The 18,240-nt window shown below is 39.6% G+C and carries 17 protein-coding genes; 5 read left to right on the plus strand and 12 right to left on the minus strand.

The window, feature by feature from the left end:
* Positions 1-3 precede the first annotated feature (3 nt).
* Positions 4-1,935, plus strand: coding sequence for a motility associated factor glycosyltransferase family protein (locus EHQ31_RS04780; protein WP_135570041.1), 1,932 nt, complete (start codon positions 4-6; stop codon positions 1,933-1,935).
* Here the strand turns inward: EHQ31_RS04780 and EHQ31_RS04785 are convergent.
* The 5 genes from EHQ31_RS04785 to EHQ31_RS04805 are packed head-to-tail and all read right to left on the minus strand — an operon-like array spanning position 1,899 to position 7,995.
* Positions 1,899-2,528 carry a hypothetical protein gene (locus EHQ31_RS04785; protein ID WP_135570043.1) on the minus strand — a complete coding sequence of 210 codons (630 nt, stop codon included), beginning with the start codon at positions 2,526-2,528 and terminating at the stop codon, positions 1,899-1,901. The two genes, EHQ31_RS04780 and EHQ31_RS04785, sit on opposite strands and share 37 nt — an antisense overlap.
* On the minus strand, positions 2,518-3,138 hold the full coding sequence (gene plsY / locus EHQ31_RS04790; RefSeq protein WP_135570045.1) for a glycerol-3-phosphate 1-O-acyltransferase PlsY: 621 nt from the start codon (positions 3,136-3,138) through the stop codon (positions 2,518-2,520). The genes EHQ31_RS04785 and plsY overlap by 11 nt, the downstream gene beginning before the upstream one ends.
* Positions 3,135-4,487, minus strand: coding sequence for a ribosome biogenesis GTPase Der (gene der / locus EHQ31_RS04795; protein WP_100742629.1), 1,353 nt, complete (start codon positions 4,485-4,487; stop codon positions 3,135-3,137). The genes plsY and der overlap by 4 nt, the downstream gene beginning before the upstream one ends.
* A complete protein-coding gene (smpB, locus tag EHQ31_RS04800; RefSeq protein ID WP_135570047.1) occupies positions 4,484-4,972 on the minus strand; it encodes an SsrA-binding protein in 489 nt (162 codons plus the stop codon). Before smpB ends, der begins: the two co-directional genes overlap by 4 nt.
* Before the next feature lie 5 nt (positions 4,973-4,977).
* Complete coding sequence (locus EHQ31_RS04805) at positions 4,978-7,995, minus strand: AAA family ATPase (protein ID WP_135570981.1); 3,018 nt, start codon at positions 7,993-7,995, stop codon at positions 4,978-4,980.
* Positions 7,996-8,076: 81 nt separating this feature from the next.
* Here EHQ31_RS04805 and EHQ31_RS04810 point away from each other — a divergent pair, with 81 nt between their 5' ends.
* The 3 genes from EHQ31_RS04810 to pdxH are packed head-to-tail and all read left to right on the plus strand — an operon-like array spanning position 8,077 to position 10,695.
* A complete protein-coding gene (locus EHQ31_RS04810; RefSeq protein WP_208652712.1) occupies positions 8,077-9,174 on the plus strand; it encodes a pyridoxal phosphate-dependent aminotransferase in 1,098 nt (365 codons plus the stop codon).
* A gap of 41 nt (positions 9,175-9,215) precedes the next feature.
* Positions 9,216-10,064 (plus strand): prepilin peptidase, encoded by an 849-nt coding sequence (locus EHQ31_RS04815; protein WP_135570060.1) that lies wholly within the window; start codon positions 9,216-9,218, stop codon positions 10,062-10,064.
* Positions 10,057-10,695: a pyridoxamine 5'-phosphate oxidase gene (pdxH, locus tag EHQ31_RS04820; RefSeq protein ID WP_208652733.1), complete on the plus strand. Its 639-nt coding sequence runs from the start codon at positions 10,057-10,059 to the stop codon at positions 10,693-10,695. The genes EHQ31_RS04815 and pdxH overlap by 8 nt, the downstream gene beginning before the upstream one ends.
* 107 nt (positions 10,696-10,802) lie before the next feature.
* Here pdxH and EHQ31_RS04825 read toward each other — a convergent pair whose 3' ends face one another.
* Positions 10,803-12,011, minus strand: coding sequence for a bifunctional 3,4-dihydroxy-2-butanone-4-phosphate synthase/GTP cyclohydrolase II (locus tag EHQ31_RS04825; protein WP_135570062.1), 1,209 nt, complete (start codon positions 12,009-12,011; stop codon positions 10,803-10,805).
* A gap of 118 nt (positions 12,012-12,129) precedes the next feature.
* On the opposite strand from EHQ31_RS04825, the gene EHQ31_RS04830 reads away from it, so the two are divergent.
* The gene (locus EHQ31_RS04830) at positions 12,130-12,510 is read left to right on the plus strand and encodes an STAS domain-containing protein (RefSeq protein ID WP_135570064.1); all 381 of its coding nucleotides are present in this window, start codon (positions 12,130-12,132) and stop codon (positions 12,508-12,510) included.
* Positions 12,511-12,513: 3 nt separating this feature from the next.
* Here EHQ31_RS04830 and EHQ31_RS04835 read toward each other — a convergent pair whose 3' ends face one another.
* The 6 genes from EHQ31_RS04835 to yajC are packed head-to-tail and all read right to left on the minus strand — an operon-like array spanning position 12,514 to position 18,217.
* Positions 12,514-13,116, minus strand: coding sequence for a riboflavin synthase (locus EHQ31_RS04835; RefSeq protein ID WP_135570066.1), 603 nt, complete (start codon positions 13,114-13,116; stop codon positions 12,514-12,516).
* Between the two features lie 4 nt (positions 13,117-13,120).
* Positions 13,121-14,362, minus strand: a complete 1,242-nt coding sequence (locus EHQ31_RS04840; protein WP_135570068.1) for a dihydrofolate reductase family protein — start codon at positions 14,360-14,362, stop codon at positions 13,121-13,123.
* A gap of 10 nt (positions 14,363-14,372) precedes the next feature.
* Positions 14,373-15,311, minus strand: coding sequence for a protein translocase subunit SecF (secF, locus tag EHQ31_RS04845; RefSeq protein WP_135570070.1), 939 nt, complete (start codon positions 15,309-15,311; stop codon positions 14,373-14,375).
* Positions 15,304-17,238 carry a protein translocase subunit SecD gene (gene secD, locus EHQ31_RS04850; RefSeq protein ID WP_135570072.1) on the minus strand — a complete coding sequence of 645 codons (1,935 nt, stop codon included), beginning with the start codon at positions 17,236-17,238 and terminating at the stop codon, positions 15,304-15,306. Before secD ends, secF begins: the two co-directional genes overlap by 8 nt.
* Before the next feature lie 21 nt (positions 17,239-17,259).
* Positions 17,260-17,892: an SRP-less Sec system protein gene (locus tag EHQ31_RS04855; RefSeq protein ID WP_135570074.1), complete on the minus strand. Its 633-nt coding sequence runs from the start codon at positions 17,890-17,892 to the stop codon at positions 17,260-17,262.
* A 1-nt stretch (position 17,893) separates the two neighbouring features.
* Complete coding sequence (gene yajC / locus EHQ31_RS04860; protein ID WP_135570076.1) at positions 17,894-18,217, minus strand: preprotein translocase subunit YajC; 324 nt, start codon at positions 18,215-18,217, stop codon at positions 17,894-17,896.
* Positions 18,218-18,240 lie beyond the last annotated feature (23 nt).

Consider the following 18,240-nt stretch of genomic DNA (forward strand, 5'->3'; position numbering starts at 1 on the left):
ATTATGTCCCAAATTATCGATCCCATTTCCAGTGAAATTTTTGAAAGAAAGCCGTACTTACAAAATTATTTCAGAAACTTTCTCTCCGAGAACCTTTGGGAATTGGGATCTGCGAAGAAACCAGGGGAATATTATGTCTCATTAAACGGGGAGCCACTCTCTTCATCCTTCTCTCCCCTAACACAAGCCATTCGGCTACTAGATACTTACTCCTTACGAGCAACCGATATTGTGATTTTGTTTGGACTTGGAAATCCCCACCTCATCCAGAAGATCAGTGAAACTTTGGCACCAGGTCAAATCTTCATTCTCATCGGAGATGATGAAACACTAATTCCCGTTATCTGGGACAAAATTTTAATCCCTGTTTTACAAGTTCCCGGCAGGCATTTGTTTTCGGGAGATGCCTTTTTTCCCTTATTTTTTAACTATTTAGAGTCCTTACCTATTGAACGAGTGAGTGGATTAAAAGTCATTCGTAACCCAACCGACACAAATCGAAACCCGGTCTTTCGTGAATTAGAAGAAAAAACACAAACCGTATTTTCAGCCAAGATGAGTGACCTACTCACTAAGTTTGAATTTGAAAGGTTATGGATTAAAAACTCCATATGGAATTTAGTCCATGTAGGAAAAGAAACACCTGTTCGTTATCCCATCTCTTCTTTAAGGGAAAAATTCAAAGGACTTACCGCCGTACTCGTGTCAGCGGGTCCAAGCCTTAGAAAAAATCTCCCGTGGTTGCAATCAGTAAGAGACAAAGTTTTTGTTTTGTCATGCGATACTTCGCTAAAAGTCCTGATCAAAGCGGGGATTGAAGCGGATGGTGTTGTCACACTGGATGCCCAAACCAATTCCTTTTTTCATTTTATGGGAGAGTCTCTGACTCAGATTCCTCTTTTTGCAGATTTGGTAAGTTCTCCCACACTCCTTAGGGAACCGATGTTTCAATCAGTGGTGCATTCTGTCACAGCAAAATACCAAGTGGATGCGGAAGGTTCACTTGTCAGGGAAGTCACAGCAGGAGGAGAACTCGCCGAACAAGTATTTCGCGAAGTGGGTGATATCCAATCGGGCGGATCAGTGGCAACTACTGCCTTTGATATGTTGCGCTTTATGGGTTTTACCTCAGTGTATTTTCTTGGCCAAGACTTGGCGTATTCTGGTAGGGAAATCCATTCTACAGGAACCCATCACAATGAAAAATGGCTCACCCTGATTAACCGAAAGAATAGTTTAGAACGAATCAACGAAGTCATCATTCGTAAAAGAGAAACTCGTTTTGTTCCCAGGGCTGGCGGAAAAGGATCTGTGCTTACCGATTATGTTTTGGATTTGTATAGACACTGGTTTGAAGAGTCAGCAAGCACTGTCGCAGAGATGAAACTCTTCAATGTAAATGAAGACGGCGCAGAAATTACTGGAATCGAGTCACTCAGTCCAGAAACAGCGAAAGAAAATTTGAATGAGATACCAAACCACAATTACCCTTGGAAAAAACTTCCCATTTGGAAGATAAATTCCAAAAACAAAAATGGATTTGAGAAATCACAAACAAACGATACTTCCCACTCTAAAACAAACCAGGAACAAATAAAGAATTCCAAAGAAATTCCTTCCTATTTAATCCCCCAAGGTGCGAATACCCTATTCCAACATATCCAAAACGATTTAGAGTTTATGGAAGAAGGACTGAAAAAATTTGAGGAGAATCCAGAAGTCCTGTCTTTCCAAGAATCGGATATTTGGATTTGGATGCGGGAACAATCGTATTTACGAAGGATGGTGCGTAAAACGGAGATTTATATTTTACGTCATAAAGACTTGGAACTTTTGCGAAAGAACCAACTGATGATCCAATCCATCAAAAAAGAAATCAGGTATTTAAAACGAAGTCTTTATCCAATGATGGATTCATTTCCTGAAAAAGGATGAAACACAGAATTGTCTTCAAACTCAGGGAAATAATCAAAAAATAATTTCTGAGATACTACTCGGTAAGCGAAAGGATTTTTTTCCGCATAACCATCCGTATATGGCATAGCTGGTAACTGGTGGAAGTTGATCCTTTCTTCAAAGTTTATAAAATCACGACGGCTTAATTCTGGTCTTAACTCTAAAACCGTTTCTTTGAGTAAGTTCCAATCCAATTTAAAACTCATTCTTGCCCCACGAAAGGCCGGTGACCTTTCGAGTAAATTGACAAGACGTTTTACTGGACAATCCATATGGTAGTATTTGGTTACATACACTTTTACAAACCTTGCGGCAAGACCCATCGGTTCCCAAATGAGTTCGGATTCTATATTTTCTGATTCTTCTTTTTTGATTTCACTGAGAACAATATGTAATTCGGGAACTGATTGCCTTCCTGTCATAATCAAAGAAGATTCTTCCATTCCAAATTCCCCATAATACAACCATTTGTAGAAGTCCTGGATTTCTGCTTCCGGATGGTCTTCTACAAATTTCGTAAGAAGAAAAAGTTTTTCTTTATTTGTAAGGATGGATTCGCGTTCAGTTTGCATTTTGTGTTGCTCGAAGTTCTTTACCTAACACCAAACGTTTGATGTTTTCTCTATGTGAATAGGAAATGAGGAAAAAAGTAGCAACTAACACAAAAAATATGACTGGTTGGTATTCGGAATCGGGAATGTATTTTGTGGTTCCAAAATACCAGATGGGCATAGAAAGGGTTGCCAAGATGGACCCAAGGGAAACAAATCCAGAAATTTTATACACTATAAAAAAAATCATAACCGCACAAACGGTAACAATGGGAACTAAAGTCATATACACCCCGAGAGCTGTGGCGACCCCTTTTCCTCCTTTGAAATGAAGGAAAGGTGTAAATGTATGCCCAAGAATGGCAACCGATCCCAGTAGAATTTCTGTTGTGGTTAAGGAATATGGAGATTCAATATAGGAGGCGGCAACGACCGGAATCGCACCTTTCAACGCATCTAAAAAGAGAGCAATGATTCCATACTTCCAACCGATCACACGACCTACATTGGTGGCACCGATGTTTCGACTACCGTGCTCGCGGATGTCAATCCCCCGCACTTGTTTGGCCAGAAGATACCCGACCGGAATGCCACCTAAAAGGTAACTCAATAGGATTGCAGCAAGAATCATTCCTTGCCCTCCTTACCCTCGTTTCTGTTCCGAAGTTCGATCTCAACCGCTAGGCCATCCAATCCGAACTCCGCTACTATACTCTTTCGGTAAAAGCTCAAAATATTTGACGGAAAGAGTTTCGTATCATTGACGAAGAATAATATTTTAAAAGGAATTTGCGAGACCTGAGTGGCGTAATACACCTTCGGAGGTCGATTCGATGCCTTCTGCACCTTATTTTTGCCCCCCCATTTGCTTAACCAGTCATTTAAGGCACGGGTTGTCAGCTTTTTCTGGGACTTTTCATAAAGAGCCACAACAGACTCCAGGAGTTTGTGGGTACGCACCTTCTCTTTGGCGGAGAGGGAAATAAGGGGACGTTCCTTTAAAATGGACAATTTAGCTTCCATCCGATCTTTGTAGTGTTTCCAAGAATTGGATTCTTTTTCTGGAACGAGATCCCATTTGTTCACAGCCACAATCATGGGTTTTCCAAGCTCCTGGATTTCTCCAAAGATCTTTTTATCAAATTCACCGAGACCTTTCATGGCATCCACAAGGAGAACCACCACATCGGCTTCTCCCAAACTATGGAGGGTTCGTTTGTAAGAATAAAATTCTAAACTTTCCCCCGTTTTGGATTTTCTTCGAATCCCAGCCGTATCAATGATTTCCAATTTTTGGTTTTGGAAATAGAACTGATCGGAAACAGAATCTCTTGTGGTTCCAGGCACATCACTTACTACTGCCCGTTTGTATCCAAGAAAGGTATTAAGGAGTGACGACTTACCGGAGTTAGGTTTTCCGATGATAGCAATTTTGCAATACGGATCTTCCGGCATTTTGATTTTATCGGGAAGAAAAAAATTAATCTTTTGGTAGAGGAGATCAAAATTCCTTCGTCCCAGGGCCGAGATGGGTAAAAGTTCGTTTAACCCTAGTTTGTAAAATGGTTCCAAATCATATTCATCTTGTTCGGTATCCACTTTGTTGATAAGAGTTAAAACCATCTTATCTTTTAAGATTTCATCTTTTTTAAATAGTTCGATGAGTCTGTGATCATACTTACGTAAATCTTTATGATCGATCACATGGAGGATCAGATCCGAATTTCGTAAATGTTCAAAGGCAATTTCAATGATTTCTTTCGAAATTTCATCGATGTTTTCAATATCAAGACCAGGAGTGTCTGACAAAGTAAAAGGAATTTTGAATTCCGATCTTTCGACAGTCTTTTGTAACACATCTCTTGTCACACCGGCTGTATTTTCTGTGATGGCACTTTGTGCGCGGAGGATGGCGTTGAATAGTGTGGACTTACCCACATTTTGTCTACCAACAATGGTGACCACTGGAAGTCCTTTCATTTGCGTAGGTGTTCCTTCATGGCTCTTTCCATATCGATTTTGGCTTCCTTTTTTTGAATGTCGTCTCGTTTGTCGTAAAGTTTTTTTGGTTTGGCTAAAGCGACATCTATCTTCACCAAACGGTTGTTTTTAAAGAAACAGCGAGTAGCAACAAGAACCAAACCCTTCTCTTTGATGGAACGATCAATTTTTTCTATTTCTTTTGCTTTTAAGAGGAGTTTGCGAGGCCTGATTTCAGGATGATTCGCATAACCTCCGTTTTTGTAGGGAGGAATTTGAAAGTTTTCTAAAAACACTTCCCCATTCCGAATTTTCGCAAAACAATCAGTAAGGTTTCCCTTTTTTTCACGAAGGGATTTTACCTCAGATCCTGTGAGTACGACACCAGCCTCGAACGAATCTAAGAGTTCGAAATTGAACTTTGCCTTTTTGTTGATTAAAGGATCGGTTCCGCGTGGTTTGTCGTCTTTTTTGGTTTTGCCCATAGTTATTATTGCCTAAGCGAATGGTGAATTTGCACGAGTCTTGCAATTTCAGCCCCGATCAAATTGGGCATGGAATAAAAGTTATCTGCCGTAATTTGGAGGGAGTCTTGGAACACATGTTCCGCAATGTAGCGAGACCCAAGTCCCACCCCTAAAAATACATAATTTTTGTCCTGGTTTTTCAGTACAGCTTCTTTCAACTTTCTGGTGTCAAAAGACGCAAGTTCGTCCTCGATATAAGTCTTTGCCCTTTGGCCCCGGAAGTCAGAAAGGATCACAATGATCTTAGTTTGGGCATCCGGCGAAAAAAAACGCTCCGCATTAGAGAGAACTTGGAATTCGGGAATGCTGTCCCCATGCCAATTTTTACAAAGAGCAGAAAATACCTCTTCTTCCTTTTCCGCAGTGTAATCTTCTTCCGCCGATTTTAAGTTAAAAATATCCACAGTGTCTTTGGAGTTTTTGATATCACAGAAAGTATGGACGCTGGTTTTGATATCATGTTCGTTTAGGATGTGCAAACTCACAAGGAGAGCTGAAAGCATCGCAATCGAATATTCAAAGTTAAAGATCCTACGGCATTTCGAAACAAGGAAGGTGACTTCTACACCTTTTAGTTTTTCATCATTCTTTTCGATGATGGTTTTATCGAAGATTTTGGTATCTCCCCTTCCACTTTTGTACGATATGTATTTCCTTGCATCGACTCTTGAACCTTCGTTTTTATACATCCTATGGATGTCAATTTCTGGATCAAAGAGTTGTTCTAAATTGAGTTCCACCTCTTCCAGTTCTTTACCAAAGACGGACTTAAATTCTTCAAGACCTACCATAATGGAATAGTCCCAAAGGAGGCGGCGTTTTTTTAAGAATTGTTTGTAGAGTTCTTCGGTTCGGTAACCCCAAGCACCACCACCACCTTGTGGTTCTCCTTGGCCTTGGTTCCCTTGGGTGTCTTCACCATACCAGGCGTCTGCACCTTCTTTGATTTTGCCACCAGTTTCGGGGGTATTGATTTCAATCCCCCGTTTGGTTTCTTCCCCAGAGTTTAGTTTTTTTGCAATGCCTGTTAGCGGGTCACGTTGATGTAGTTCCGGATCCCACCAATTTTTTCGATCTAATCCTGATTCAACCGTAAACGTTTTTTTTTTCTCTTCGATTTCCTCGAAGAGTGTTGAGACGACTTCTACTCCAGAAAGATAACCTTCGAGGAGGCGTTCCAGTTCCTTTCTCTCTTTGGGATCAGCAATTTGGTTGGTATAATAAATTTTTCCCCCACGAATGGCGATGTCTTTTACATCCGTTTGGTTGTAACGATAGATATGATTTTTCCATTTTAAAAGATTGGCGATTCCAAATCGGTAGGGCATAAGGTTTGCCGAACCAATGGTACGTTTTTCTGCGAGTTCCTTGGCTTTGAGATGGAAACGTGCCAAGGACCGTGGTAGAACCCCTTCCGGTAAATAGAACTCTAAAATTTCTTCGAGGACCTTTACATCTTCTAGTTCAGGAAAAAGAATCGGTGTGAAACGGTTCCGAAAGGCACGAGAAATGGTGGTAACCGATTTAGAAGCACGAAATGACTTCATTCCAAATACGATGGATTTTTCTGTAAGTTGGATGGGAAGGTATTCCCCAGACTCTGGCGGGAGAGTGAGGGAACGTGCATCATCCGTTAACATATTCATCTTTTCTACCAGTTCGGCACCAGCAGACTCAAGTCCTGAGATAAGAATGATATGGCCTTTTCGAATAGAGCGTGTTAGGGGGCCATCCACCCAGGTCACACTTTCGATATTCCCTTCTTCTGTTGGTTTTAAGGCTCCCACAACATCGGAGGTATGCATCCCTTTGGATAACATAACAGACTCAAGTTCAATTCCTGTGAGTTCCGTAAATAGTGGTAAAAATTCTTGTGGGTCTTGGTCTTCTCTATACTCAATTAAGATATTTTCTTTGGCTTGGATGGCGGTAAAAACTTGGTCGAGAAAATGTAAAACTGGTTCTGGGGTAGGATAAGTAGAAAGAAGAGAGATGGTCTTTTTTTCGTCCCAAGTTTTGATTTCTTTGTCATTCCAGAAAATGGTAGAACCTTGCACATATCCCTTTGTAGGAACAAGTTTCACCGAACCACCAAACTCCGATTCAATGAGCTCTCTTTGTTTGGCCTTGTCTTCTTTTTTACGGAAAGGTTCTTCGAATAAGTAAAGGGCTTCCCTTGCCGCAACGGTTTTGTCCTTAGCGCCAAATAAAACCAAACGGTTACAATATTTTTGTAAGGTTCTTAAGTTAAAATGATACTTTTCTAAATCACCTTTTCCAATTTCCCCGGATTTGATCCGAGCCTCTGATTCCAAACTAATCCGAATGATTTGTTTTAACACATCTTCCCCAAGCATGGGATAAAGTTTCTTTAAGATAAAAAACATTTCATCTGGCGAATACGGATCTACATACACCACTGCAAAATGTTTGGTGATATCAAAAGGAAGGGGTTTTCTTCCTTCAAATCCTTCACTGGGGTTTTGGGTTCCGATAAACCAGAATCCTGTTTTTCCATTTATCCGCTCTCCACTTCCTTCCAAAAGATCTAAGTAGTTGGATTCATAGACAGAAGAAAACCGTTTGATGATGTTTGGTGCACATAGGTTCATCTCATCGGCGACAAAACTAAGTCCTTCCGACAAAGCATTGGTAAGAGGGCCGTTCGACCAAGTGAATCCTTTCCCATCCAGAAGGATGCGGTAAGAACCAATTAAGTCTTCCGGCAGTGTGTCTTCATTGAAACTAAAACGAAGTGTGGGTTGTTTACGAAGAGAGTTAATATAATAAATAAGTGCGTTTTTTCCAACACCAGCATCACCTACGAGAAGGACAGGAATCCCTTCGAGCATGGGGTAAAGAATTTTTTGTAAGGTTTGTTTTACCGAGTCGGTTTCGACAAGGCTAGAAGGGAAAACGGGAAATTTCTCTGAGTGCGGGAGGACCGGCACTTTCACATCAGCGATGGTAACAAATTCCATATCCTTCAGATTTCTATCCATTTCCTAGGTGTAAACCAAATTCTATTGACCCGTACCTCCAAAAAAAACCATGATGATTTCATGGATTTCGCAAATAGAATGTATGGGATTGACTCCTCCCCCATCCGCAAGGCCTTTGAGCTCGCACGGACTATCCAAAACCCGATCAATTTGAGTATCGGGCAACCACATTTCCCTTGCCCACCTAACATCATTGAAGTTTTAACAAAGGCGGCACGTGATGGAAAAACCTCGTATACCTTAACCGGTGGGATTCCAGAATTAAAATCAGCAATGGCTGAAAAATACAGAACTCAAAACAAAATTTCTTACTCCCATGAAGATAGAATCCTTGTTACTTCAGGAATTTCTTCTGCCTTGTTTTTACTCTTCAATGCACTCGTAAACGAAGGTGACGAATGTTTGGTCATATCCCCTTACTTTTTAATGTATCCTGCAATGTTAAAGTTTTACGGTGGAAAAGTAGTTCCACTGGAAGAAAGTTTCAAACCAGAAGATTTAGATTCTTTAAAATCTAGAAAATTTAAACTGATTATTTTTTCAAATCCTTCCAATCCCACAGGCAAAGTTCTATCCAAAGAACAACTTCGCGCGCTGGCAAACTTAGCCGAGGCAACGGGTGCCTATCTGATTAGCGATGAAATTTATGAACTTTTTGATTACGACAATGCGTTTTTTTCCATTGGTTCTGAGTATGAAAAAACCATCACCCTCACTGGTTTTTCTAAAACATACAATATGACAGGCCTTAGGCTTGCGACCATTCTTGCAGAAGACAAAGTGATCAAGGCACTTACCACCTTACAGCAGTATACGGTTGTTTGTGCTCCTTCCATTACCCAATGGGCGGGAATCGAAGCCCTGAAAACTGATATGAGTGCTTATATCCAAGACTATCGTGAAAAACGCGATTTTGTTTATGATTCCTTAAAAGACTACTACCCAATTCAAAAATCAGGTGGTGCATTTTATTCCTTCTTCCAAGTTCCAGTCACAGATGAAGAGTTCATCCAAAGAGCTGTCAAAAAAGACCTCATCCTTGTTCCTGGATTTATCTTTTGCGATAAAAAAGATTATGTGAGACTTTCCTTTGCTACAGAATGGGACACTTTAAAACGAGGGATGAAGGCACTACAGGAACTATCTAAGGAAAGTTAAACTCCTTCCTTAGAGGAATTATAAGGTAAAAATTGGATTTTATGGACGAATCGATTTGGTTATCACTCTGGACCCTCTCGAACTATGCAATCCTATTTTTTTTTGGCGGCGCATTAGCCAGTTTCTATACAACGTTAGCCGAGCGAATCCTGACTTTTTGTTATGGCAAAAAAAGAAAAGAAACAAAAGGTTTTCAACGTTGGAAAACCATTTTTACCAAACCAAGCCACTGTCCGTCTTGCGGGCATTTGGTGAATAAAACCTATCTCACCCCAATCTTTGGTTGGTTTTTGACAAAAGGTAAATGTGACAATTGCAAAACAAGTCTAGCTAAACTTTACCCACTTTCGGAATTATTATTTGGACTCATTGCAATCTTTGTTTACTTTGTTTCGGAAGATATTTTTGGAACCCTCTTCTTACTTTTTTTACTCGGACATCTTCTCATCTCCATGATGACAGATGTGGCAAAGTTCTCTTTGGACTATGAAAACCTTCCCTTTATTATTGGATTCGGTTTCCTTTCCAACTACTTTCTGTTTGGTGAAACTTTAAATTTAGAAACCTTATGGGTGTTTTTGGGGTTTTTAACTTTTTACCTCATCATTTACCTTCTCTTTAGTGGGGGGACTGGGCTCGGTGATGTGCTGTTTTCCCCTATTTTTGCAGCCATTGCAGGCAATCCATTTTGGATTTTATACTTTAACTCCGCATACCTTCTTGCTGTAGGTTTTAGTTTTCTTTTACGAAAAAAAGGAGACTCCTTAAAGGGGAAAAAAATCCCTATGGGACTCTACTTTTCCCTTGGACTATTTTTAACTTATTTTGCAAAACTTCTTGTCCACTACTACAATTGGGAGGGATTTCCAATCTATGGAACCATTGAATGAATTACCACATATGAGAAAACTCTACACTCGCTCAGTTCTTTCAGAAGAAACTGCGGGTTTAGATCCCTTAAAATTATTTAGTCTTTGGTTTTCAGAAGCAAAAGAAGAAGAAGAAGCCGAACCCAATGCCATGAGCCTTGCTACGGTAGACAAAACAGGCCAACCTTCAGTTCGTATTGTTTTACTCAAAGGACTCATCCGTGACGAGTTTCAATTTTTTACTAACTACGATTCCGATAAGGGAAGGGATATAGCAGAGAATCACCTCGTGGCTCTTAATTTCTTTTGGCCGAAACTCGAAAGACAAATCCGCATTGAGGGAAAAGCAAACCGGATTTCAAATGAGGAATCAGAATCTTATTTTGCAGTTAGACCTAGGGAATCCCAAATCGGAGCCCACACATCGAATCAAAGTTCGGTGGTACCTTCAAGAGAATTTTTAGAAGAAAAATTTGCCAAACTTACCAAAGAATGGGAAGGAAAAGAAATTCCAAAACCAAAAAACTGGGGTGGGTATTCGGTATCCCCTACCAAAATCGAATTTTGGCAAGGAAGGGTGGGACGACTACACGACAGGATTTCTTTTGAAAGATTAGAATCTGGTTGGAAACGAAGTCGTTTATCTCCGTAAGGCCTGGATTTAAAAAGTCTTTCTAAATCTCAAATAGCACAGACCCGCTAAAAAGGTTTTCCTTTCTAGCGGACATACGGATCGTTTGATTCGTTAAATCGATGCGATCAACCGTGAAGGTTGAGCAAATGACCTAACTTTGTTTTTTTGGTCTGCAAGTAACGAGTGTTTTCTTCCACAGGATCAATTTCAATTGGTACTCTCTCAGTCACATGGAGATTGTAACCTTCCAGTCCCACAATCTTACGAGGATTGTTGGTGATGAGTCTCATTTGTTTCACCCCGATGTCTCGTAAAATCTGAGCTCCGATTCCGTATTCGCGTAAGTCAGGTGCAAATCCTAATTTTTCATTGGCTTCCACTGTATCGAGACCACCCTCTTGCAACGAATAGGCTTTGAGTTTATTGATGATTCCAATTCCTCGCCCTTCTTGGCGCATGTATAATAGAACTCCAGTTCCTTCTTTTTCAATCATCCGTAGGGCATTATGGAGTTGGGGTCCACAATCACATCGTTGGGAAGAAAAAATATCACCGGTCAAACATTCACTGTGAACTCTCACGAGTACTGGTTTATCAGAATCGATTTCACCCTTCACAAGGGCCATATGGATCTTGTCGTCAATTTGAGTGGAATAGGCTTTGATTTTGAAATCACCAAACTCAGTTGGTAGATTTGCTTCCACTTCTAGGTGAATTAATTTTTCTTTATGCCTTCTGTAACGAATGAGATCTTCGATCGTATAAATATTGAGTCCATGAGTTTTCGCAAATTTTTCTAAATCAGGAATACGTGCCATCGAGCCGTCATCATTCATAATCTCACAAATGACACCACTTGGATATAGACCAGCTAACTTTGCTAAGTCGACAGCAGCTTCCGTATGGCCTGCCCTGCGTAAAACTCCACCAGTCACTGCTTGTAAGGGAAACATATGTCCTGGTCGCATCAAATCTTCCGATTTGGTTTTTGGATCTAAGAGGGCTTCCACCGTTTTGGCTCTGTCAGGTGCTGAAATACCTGTAGTTGTTCCATGTTTGGCATCTACAGAAACCGTAAATGCGGTTCCATGTTTGTCACCGAGCGATAGGTCATCCACCATCTTTCCTAAACCTAAGGCTTGGAGCCTATCCCTTTCCATTGGAACACAAATGAGTCCGCGGCCGTGGGTCGCCATAAAGTTGATTTTGTCTTTATCTGCAAATTGGGAAGCACAGACCAAATCTCCTTCGTTTTCTCTGTCTTCAGAGTCGACGAGAATGATCATTTTGCCTTGGCGGATTTCTTCGATTGCTTCTTCGATCGGACGTATCATTGGGGAAGGCCTCTATATACTAAAACTCTGAAAGCCGTTCCGAATTAAAGAAGATTCCCAAAGAAAGTCATTGATTTTTCCCCTTTCTTTTGTCTAAATATTCCGGATCGGAGGCCTTGTGGAACTGAAACTGAACTCAACAGGAAAGATCAAAACCATAGAAATTGCTGGAAAATTCGATATAGAATCCACTGAGGAATTTGAATCTATCTTTGCAAAAATCATCGAACCAAATCCCAGTATTGTTTCTATCGATATGGGACGTCTCGACTATATTGACTCTTCAGGTATTGGTTCTCTTATCAAAAGTCTCAATTCACTGAAAAACAAAAAAGGCAAACTCATCCTAGTCGGAATGAAACCTATGATTATGAACGTATTCAAATTAGCTAAACTAGATATGTTTTTTGAAATTATGAGTGAACTGGATTTTCGAACCAAATATGTTTCTGATGACGACACTGATTCCGAAATCGATGATTTACTAAAAAGGAACTAAAACTCAAGACCTCTGTTCCAAATAATTTTCAATGTATTTGGCTAGAACATCCACTTCTACATTCAACCATTGGTCCTTTTTCCAGGAATTTGCGTTTGTTTTTTCCATCGTCTCTGGAATCAGGATCAGTTGGATATTTCCGTCTTTCACATCGACAACGGTAAGGCTGATTCCATCTAAAGTCACAGAACCTTTTTTAACAAAATAACGTTGTAGTTCTTTTGGGATCGCCACCCAAAACTCTTCTACTTCTGATTCGATTTGTTTTCTGCTAACCACCTTTGCCATTCCATCCACATGGCCTTGGACCATATGACCACCAAACCTTTGTCCGAGAGCCATTGCTCTTTCTAAATTCACAGGAGATCCTTCTCCTAACCGAGACAAGTTGGTTAATTCTAAAGATTTAAAAGATGCATAAAAATTAAAAACATTCCCTAAATCACTGAACTCAGTGACTGTCATACAAGCACCATTGATGGCAATGGAATCACCTATTTTTAAGTCAGGATTTTCCCATTCTGTTTCGATTGTGAATTGGATTCCCGAATCAATTGGTTTTATAGTGATTACTTTTCCGAGGGTTTCGACAAGACCTGTAAACATTGGGTTAATAACTCCTTTGCAGTTTTCTGATAAAAATACGGTTTGTTCCGACTTTGTATTCGGAAATCAGTGGTTCATTGTGAAAAACAAAAGGAATTCCATCAGGAAACGATTTGTTTTCATTTCGGATTTCCAAAATTCGATCTTCCTCTGAAAGTTCATTTTGTAGGAAGTTTGGGAAAAAACTACCCGCTTCACATAACAAAGTATTGATGCCAAGTTCTCCGAGAATCTTCAAAAACTTATCACCTTCATCGGAATAAATCAAAATTCCTTCATAAGGAGAAAGGATTTGGATTTGTTCCTCTAATTCTTTTGAAATAAGTTTTGAATCGTCATCTGTTAGAATAAAAAAAATACATTTTTTCACTCCAAACTTTTCGGTCAGTTCCCTTTGTTTTGCAAAAAAAGTCTCAGAAGGCAGCCTGTTCTCATCCAAACAAAAGATACGAAATGGTTGGTAAACTTCTTCTTCCAGGCGATGTAATTTCTCAGAATCTTTTGTGTATGATAACAATGAAGAAATGAGTCCAGCACCTGCTTCAAAAAAAGGTTCTAATTCGGTAACTCTTTGACCTGGTTTCTGCGTAAGAACCATCTCATCGGTAATTCGAAAATGAAGGGAGGGAGAATCGGAAACTACAGTTCCTGGACCTACAGCAATCGCATCCATTTTTGCACGGAAAACTTGTAAGTACAAATCCATTTCCTCTGAACTCACACGTTCCTTTTTTTTCTCTTTCGAAGCATAATTACCTTCAATCGATGTAGCTGCTTTGATCCAAACCCAAGGCCTACCTGTTTGGATTCGGTGTAAAAAACCTTGCAAAAAAGGAAGGGAAACCTTCGCTAACATGGGATCTAAAGCGATAGGAATTCCAGAAGCTGAGTATTTTTCCCAATCTCCAGATTTAACTAAAGGATTCGGATCTTTCCAACCGAGTTTGATTTCTTTAGGTTTTCTTTCGATCACCAAATCGCGGCAAGGTGGTGTTTTTCCAAAATGGGTACAGGGTTCTAAACTAACAGAAAGGAATTGGTTTTCACCAGCACTCGGATAACGTGAATAAAGTTCCCTTTCGGCATGGTTCCCACCAAATTTTTGGGTATGTGCACTGGCAAGAATGGAGCCTGTTTCATCAGTTAAAACAGCAGAGACGGGAGGATTGGCTCCGGTTTTTCCCATTGCCAAAAACCCAAGTAGGGAATGCAGAGAATAAGTTTCCTTCCGTTTCTCTGCATCCATAGAATTCTTATTATGCGAATCTTTTCTTCCTGAGTTGGTCGTAAATCTCAGAAATAGGAGCTGCAATATAGATTGAAGAATAAGTTCCGACAATTACCCCAAAAAGTAGAATGAAAGCAAAATCATACAATTCGACTGCCCCACCCACAATGATCGCCACAACAGAAATCATAGTTGTAAAGGAAGTATTGATGGTTCTACCCAAGGTTTGAGTGATCGAAACATTGATGATATTGGAAAGAGCTAAATTGTCTTTTCCATGTGCGTTTTCTCTAATTCGGTCAAATACCACGATTTTATCGTTAATGGAATAACCAAGGAGTGTGAGAAGTGCCGCAATGATAGGGACACTTGGTTTGATTTGTAAAAATCCAATGAGTGCCAAAGTCATAAGGATATCATGAACCAGAGCTATGGAAGAAGCCAAAGCAAACTTAAACTGAGAACGAATACTCAAATACAATAGAATAATGGCAAGTGTTGTAAGAAGGAGTGTGATCCCCACTTCTGTTAACTCACCACCAACCACTGCACCCACTTGGTCTGCAGATAATACTTTTTCTTTAGGAAGTTTGTATTCGTATCTTATCAGTTGTACAAATCGATCTATAGCTGAAGTAGAAGATTCGCGGTTTGCTTCTGGAATATCTTTATACAAAGATTCTATTGTATCAAGAGATCCAAGTCCTATATCTAACTGATATATATTCTTTTCTTTTTCCAAAAGAATCACAACAGCTTCGATGTTTTTTGACTGAAAGTAACCTTCTAAGTCAGAACGAGTTTTGTCAGCAGGAAGTTCCACAACAGTACGAAGCCCACCATTAAAATCTAGTGAATGAGCAAACCCGCCGTATTTACCAAATGTAACTGCAAATCCAATGACAATTGCCAAAAATGAAAAACTAAGAGTAAAGTATTTATACTTTGTAAAATTGATATTACGCATTTTTAGTCTCCTTTTTTCCAAAGAAGAAAGGCCTTAAATTTAAATGGTGCACTCCCATTCGGTTTACAGTTAGTTCCATAAACAATCTTGAGAGGAAAAGAGAAGTAAAAAGAGTAGTGACAATCCCCCAACAAAGAGTGATCGCAAAACCTTTGATAGGTCCATTACCAAGACGAATCATCAAAATCCCCGCAATGAGTGTGGTGACGTTTGCATCCATAATGGTCCAAAAAGCATTTTCAAAACCGCGTGTGACCGCAATGGAAAGTGCCCTCCCCTCTTCAATTTCTTCACGTATCCTTTCATAAATAATTACGTTTGCATCGACTGCCATACCCGCTGTCAAAATGATCCCTGCAATCCCTGGAAGTGTTAATGTAAAATCCATAAGAGTTAAAAGTGCTGCAAGAATGATGAGGTTGATGAGCAGAGAAAGGTCAGCAATAAACCCACCTAACCTGTAATAGAAGATCATATAAATCATGACCAGAAAAAATCCAATCGCAACGGCTTTCACACCTACTTCGATGGATTCAATTCCAAGAGTTGGTCCAATGAAACGCATTTCCAAAACGGAAAGTGGGATAGGAAGTGCACCTTCTGAAATTACGTTCGCCAATCGAATGGCTTCTTGTTCCGAAAAACTTCCTGAAATTTCTGCCCGTCCACCAGCGATTGGGTCATTGATAACAGGATTTGAAATCACCTTATCTCCCCAAACAATTGCTAGGTTACGGCCACGGTTTTGTGAAGTAAGATCAAAAAACTTTTCTGCCCCATTAGGAGTGAGAGTAAAACTTACCATCCATCCATAGGAATTGGAGTTATAAGATGGTTGGGCATTGGTCATATCATTACCAGATAAGGCAATTTTACGTTCCAAAACCACAAAACTACGTGGTAAAAGTGCAGACTTTGCCGCATTTCCACGAGCCCACATCGCATATACTTTGAAGTCTTTTGGTATATTGTATTTCTTTTCCAAACCTTCCAAAAACTCATCTTGAGCTTTTTTGCCAGCTTTGTTTTTTACAAGTTCTTGAAAGAGAAAAATATCAGTGTTTTCTCGTTTTCCTAAGTCCATCATGCGACGTTCGTTGTCCGCAATTTGGGTTTTGAATAGGAAAGGTGTTGGTTCTTCTAATCGATACTCAACCGTTTCTGTATTTTGTAAAATTTCTAATATTGCAGCTGAATTGGAAACACCTGGTAAGGAAACTTCAATCGCATCCTGTTCTTTTTGGATACGAACTTGTGGCTCTGTTAAGTTTTGCGTAGTAAGACGATTGTCGATAATCATCTTTGCTTTTTCTAACTCCACAATTTTACGCATAGGTGAAAGATCAAAACTCGATTCAATTTCTGCTAGTCTTGAATTTGCTTTTTCTTTCTCTTCTGGTTTTGCAGCTTGGTTACTGAGTGTTAAGTTTAGTTCCGTTAACTCTTTTGCATAAAGGTCTTTGAGTTTAGAAGTATAATCTTCAAAGTCACCTTTGAGAACCACTCGCATACCACCTTGTAAATCAAGACCCAATTTAATCGATAATGATTTTCCGCCCCGAATGGTTTCTTCAATCCAAGTAGGTTCCAATTTGTTTTTGGATTCACTTACCAATGATTGGTTTTCTTGGGAGATTTGGTTGATCTTTGCGGATGTGATAAACCTACCTTTTACAGTATAAAAAGGGTTTTCTTTAGGAGGGAGGGTTCCTTGTGGTTCAATGGTCCAACCAGAAGTTTTTCCGTAATCTTTAGCCCAACGTTCAAAAAGAGCAGTTACCAAAACTTTTTGATCAGCTTCTGGCAAAGAATAAACATCTTCTTTCACAACGATCTTTAAAGTGCGATCGGCGAAGTTCGGATACAAAATGGTAAAGGAAACTGCCAGAATCAAAAAAGGAAGAATCAATAGTCGATACGATTGCAAGTTAGTTTGCTCCTAAAATTATTATCTTCTATAAGAACGACTGCTAGATCCCGGGCGCGCAGATCTAAGTCTGTAAAAAGCAAAGAGTATGATAATCCCGAGGATCATCATCGCTTTTTTATATTTAGCAAAAAAATCAGAGAAATTAAATAAGGATTTTCCAGTTTCTTTGTTAGTAGAAAGTGTGGGAACAGATTCGTTGCTTTCCGTTTTTCCCATTTTCAAATCACCAGCAAATCCAGGAAGTCCTGTTGGTTCCACAGAAACTATTGAATCCATCCACAATCCATTACTCACCACTTCCTCTTCTTCCACTACGATAGGTTGTTTTTCTATCGCAGGTATAGATTTTTCTGTAACGGGAACTGCTGTATTGGGATTGGAAACTAAACTTGTGTTTTGCGGAAGTGTTTCCTGTGTCAGTTGGTTTTGTTTAGACTTCTTTTTTGATCTCTTCTTTTTTCCTGTAGTTGTCCCGGTAGCTGTGACAACATTGGTTTGTTTTTTGGTACTGGTTACACTTGTCTCTTCTTTGGGTTTGGTCGTATTCGATTTTGGTTTATCATTTACCTTATCCAAAAAATCCAAACCCTCTTGTGCTAAGAGGGAAACCGAAAAACAGATTGTGAATGAGATAAAAAAGAGTCTTTTCATCTTAGGCTTTCTTCTTCAGAATAGCACTAGTTTCAAAAGTTACGTTTGTGTTCGCAGCAACACTCAGAACAACAGTTTCATTATTGTCTTTGAACTCTACGATCTTTCCATGAAGGCCACTATTTGTAACTACGTTGTCCCCTTTTTGGAGATTACCAATCATTTCTTTACGTTTTTTTTCTTCTTTTTTGTTAGGAAGAATCACAAGAAAATACATAGCAACTAACATGATCGGAATGATAATGAGTGACTGTAGAGACGACTTTGCACCCTCTTCTTGGGCAAGGATTAGGATATCTGTTGTTAAAAAGTTAAAATTGAGCATAGCTATTTATCCAATGTTTATAG

Source organism: Leptospira montravelensis (assembly GCF_004770045.1).
Classification (GTDB): domain Bacteria; phylum Spirochaetota; class Leptospiria; order Leptospirales; family Leptospiraceae; genus Leptospira_A; species Leptospira_A montravelensis.

What these genes read in the sequence shown, in the direction of transcription:
- EHQ31_RS04780 (WP_135570041.1), top strand. Translation starts at nt 4, where the DNA reads ATGTCCCAAATTATCGATCCCATTTCCAGTGAAATTTTTGAAAGAAAG.
- EHQ31_RS04785 (WP_135570043.1), bottom strand. Translation starts at nt 2,528, where the DNA reads ATGCAAACTGAACGCGAATCCATCCTTACAAATAAAGAAAAACTTTTT.
- plsY (WP_135570045.1), bottom strand. Translation starts at nt 3,138, where the DNA reads ATGATTCTTGCTGCAATCCTATTGAGTTACCTTTTAGGTGGCATTCCG.
- der (WP_100742629.1), bottom strand. Translation starts at nt 4,487, where the DNA reads ATGAAAGGACTTCCAGTGGTCACCATTGTTGGTAGACAAAATGTGGGT.
- smpB (WP_135570047.1), bottom strand. Translation starts at nt 4,972, where the DNA reads ATGGGCAAAACCAAAAAAGACGACAAACCACGCGGAACCGATCCTTTA.
- EHQ31_RS04805 (WP_135570981.1), bottom strand. Translation starts at nt 7,995, where the DNA reads ATGGAATTTGTTACCATCGCTGATGTGAAAGTGCCGGTCCTCCCGCAC.
- EHQ31_RS04810 (WP_208652712.1), top strand. Translation starts at nt 8,077, where the DNA reads ATGGATTTCGCAAATAGAATGTATGGGATTGACTCCTCCCCCATCCGC.
- EHQ31_RS04815 (WP_135570060.1), top strand. Translation starts at nt 9,216, where the DNA reads ATGGACGAATCGATTTGGTTATCACTCTGGACCCTCTCGAACTATGCA.
- EHQ31_RS04825 (WP_135570062.1), bottom strand. Translation starts at nt 12,011, where the DNA reads ATGATACGTCCGATCGAAGAAGCAATCGAAGAAATCCGCCAAGGCAAA.
- EHQ31_RS04835 (WP_135570066.1), bottom strand. Translation starts at nt 13,116, where the DNA reads ATGTTTACAGGTCTTGTCGAAACCCTCGGAAAAGTAATCACTATAAAA.
- EHQ31_RS04840 (WP_135570068.1), bottom strand. Translation starts at nt 14,362, where the DNA reads ATGGATGCAGAGAAACGGAAGGAAACTTATTCTCTGCATTCCCTACTT.
- secF (WP_135570070.1), bottom strand. Translation starts at nt 15,311, where the DNA reads ATGCGTAATATCAATTTTACAAAGTATAAATACTTTACTCTTAGTTTT.
- EHQ31_RS04855 (WP_135570074.1), bottom strand. Translation starts at nt 17,892, where the DNA reads ATGAAAAGACTCTTTTTTATCTCATTCACAATCTGTTTTTCGGTTTCC.
- yajC (WP_135570076.1), bottom strand. Translation starts at nt 18,217, where the DNA reads ATGCTCAATTTTAACTTTTTAACAACAGATATCCTAATCCTTGCCCAA.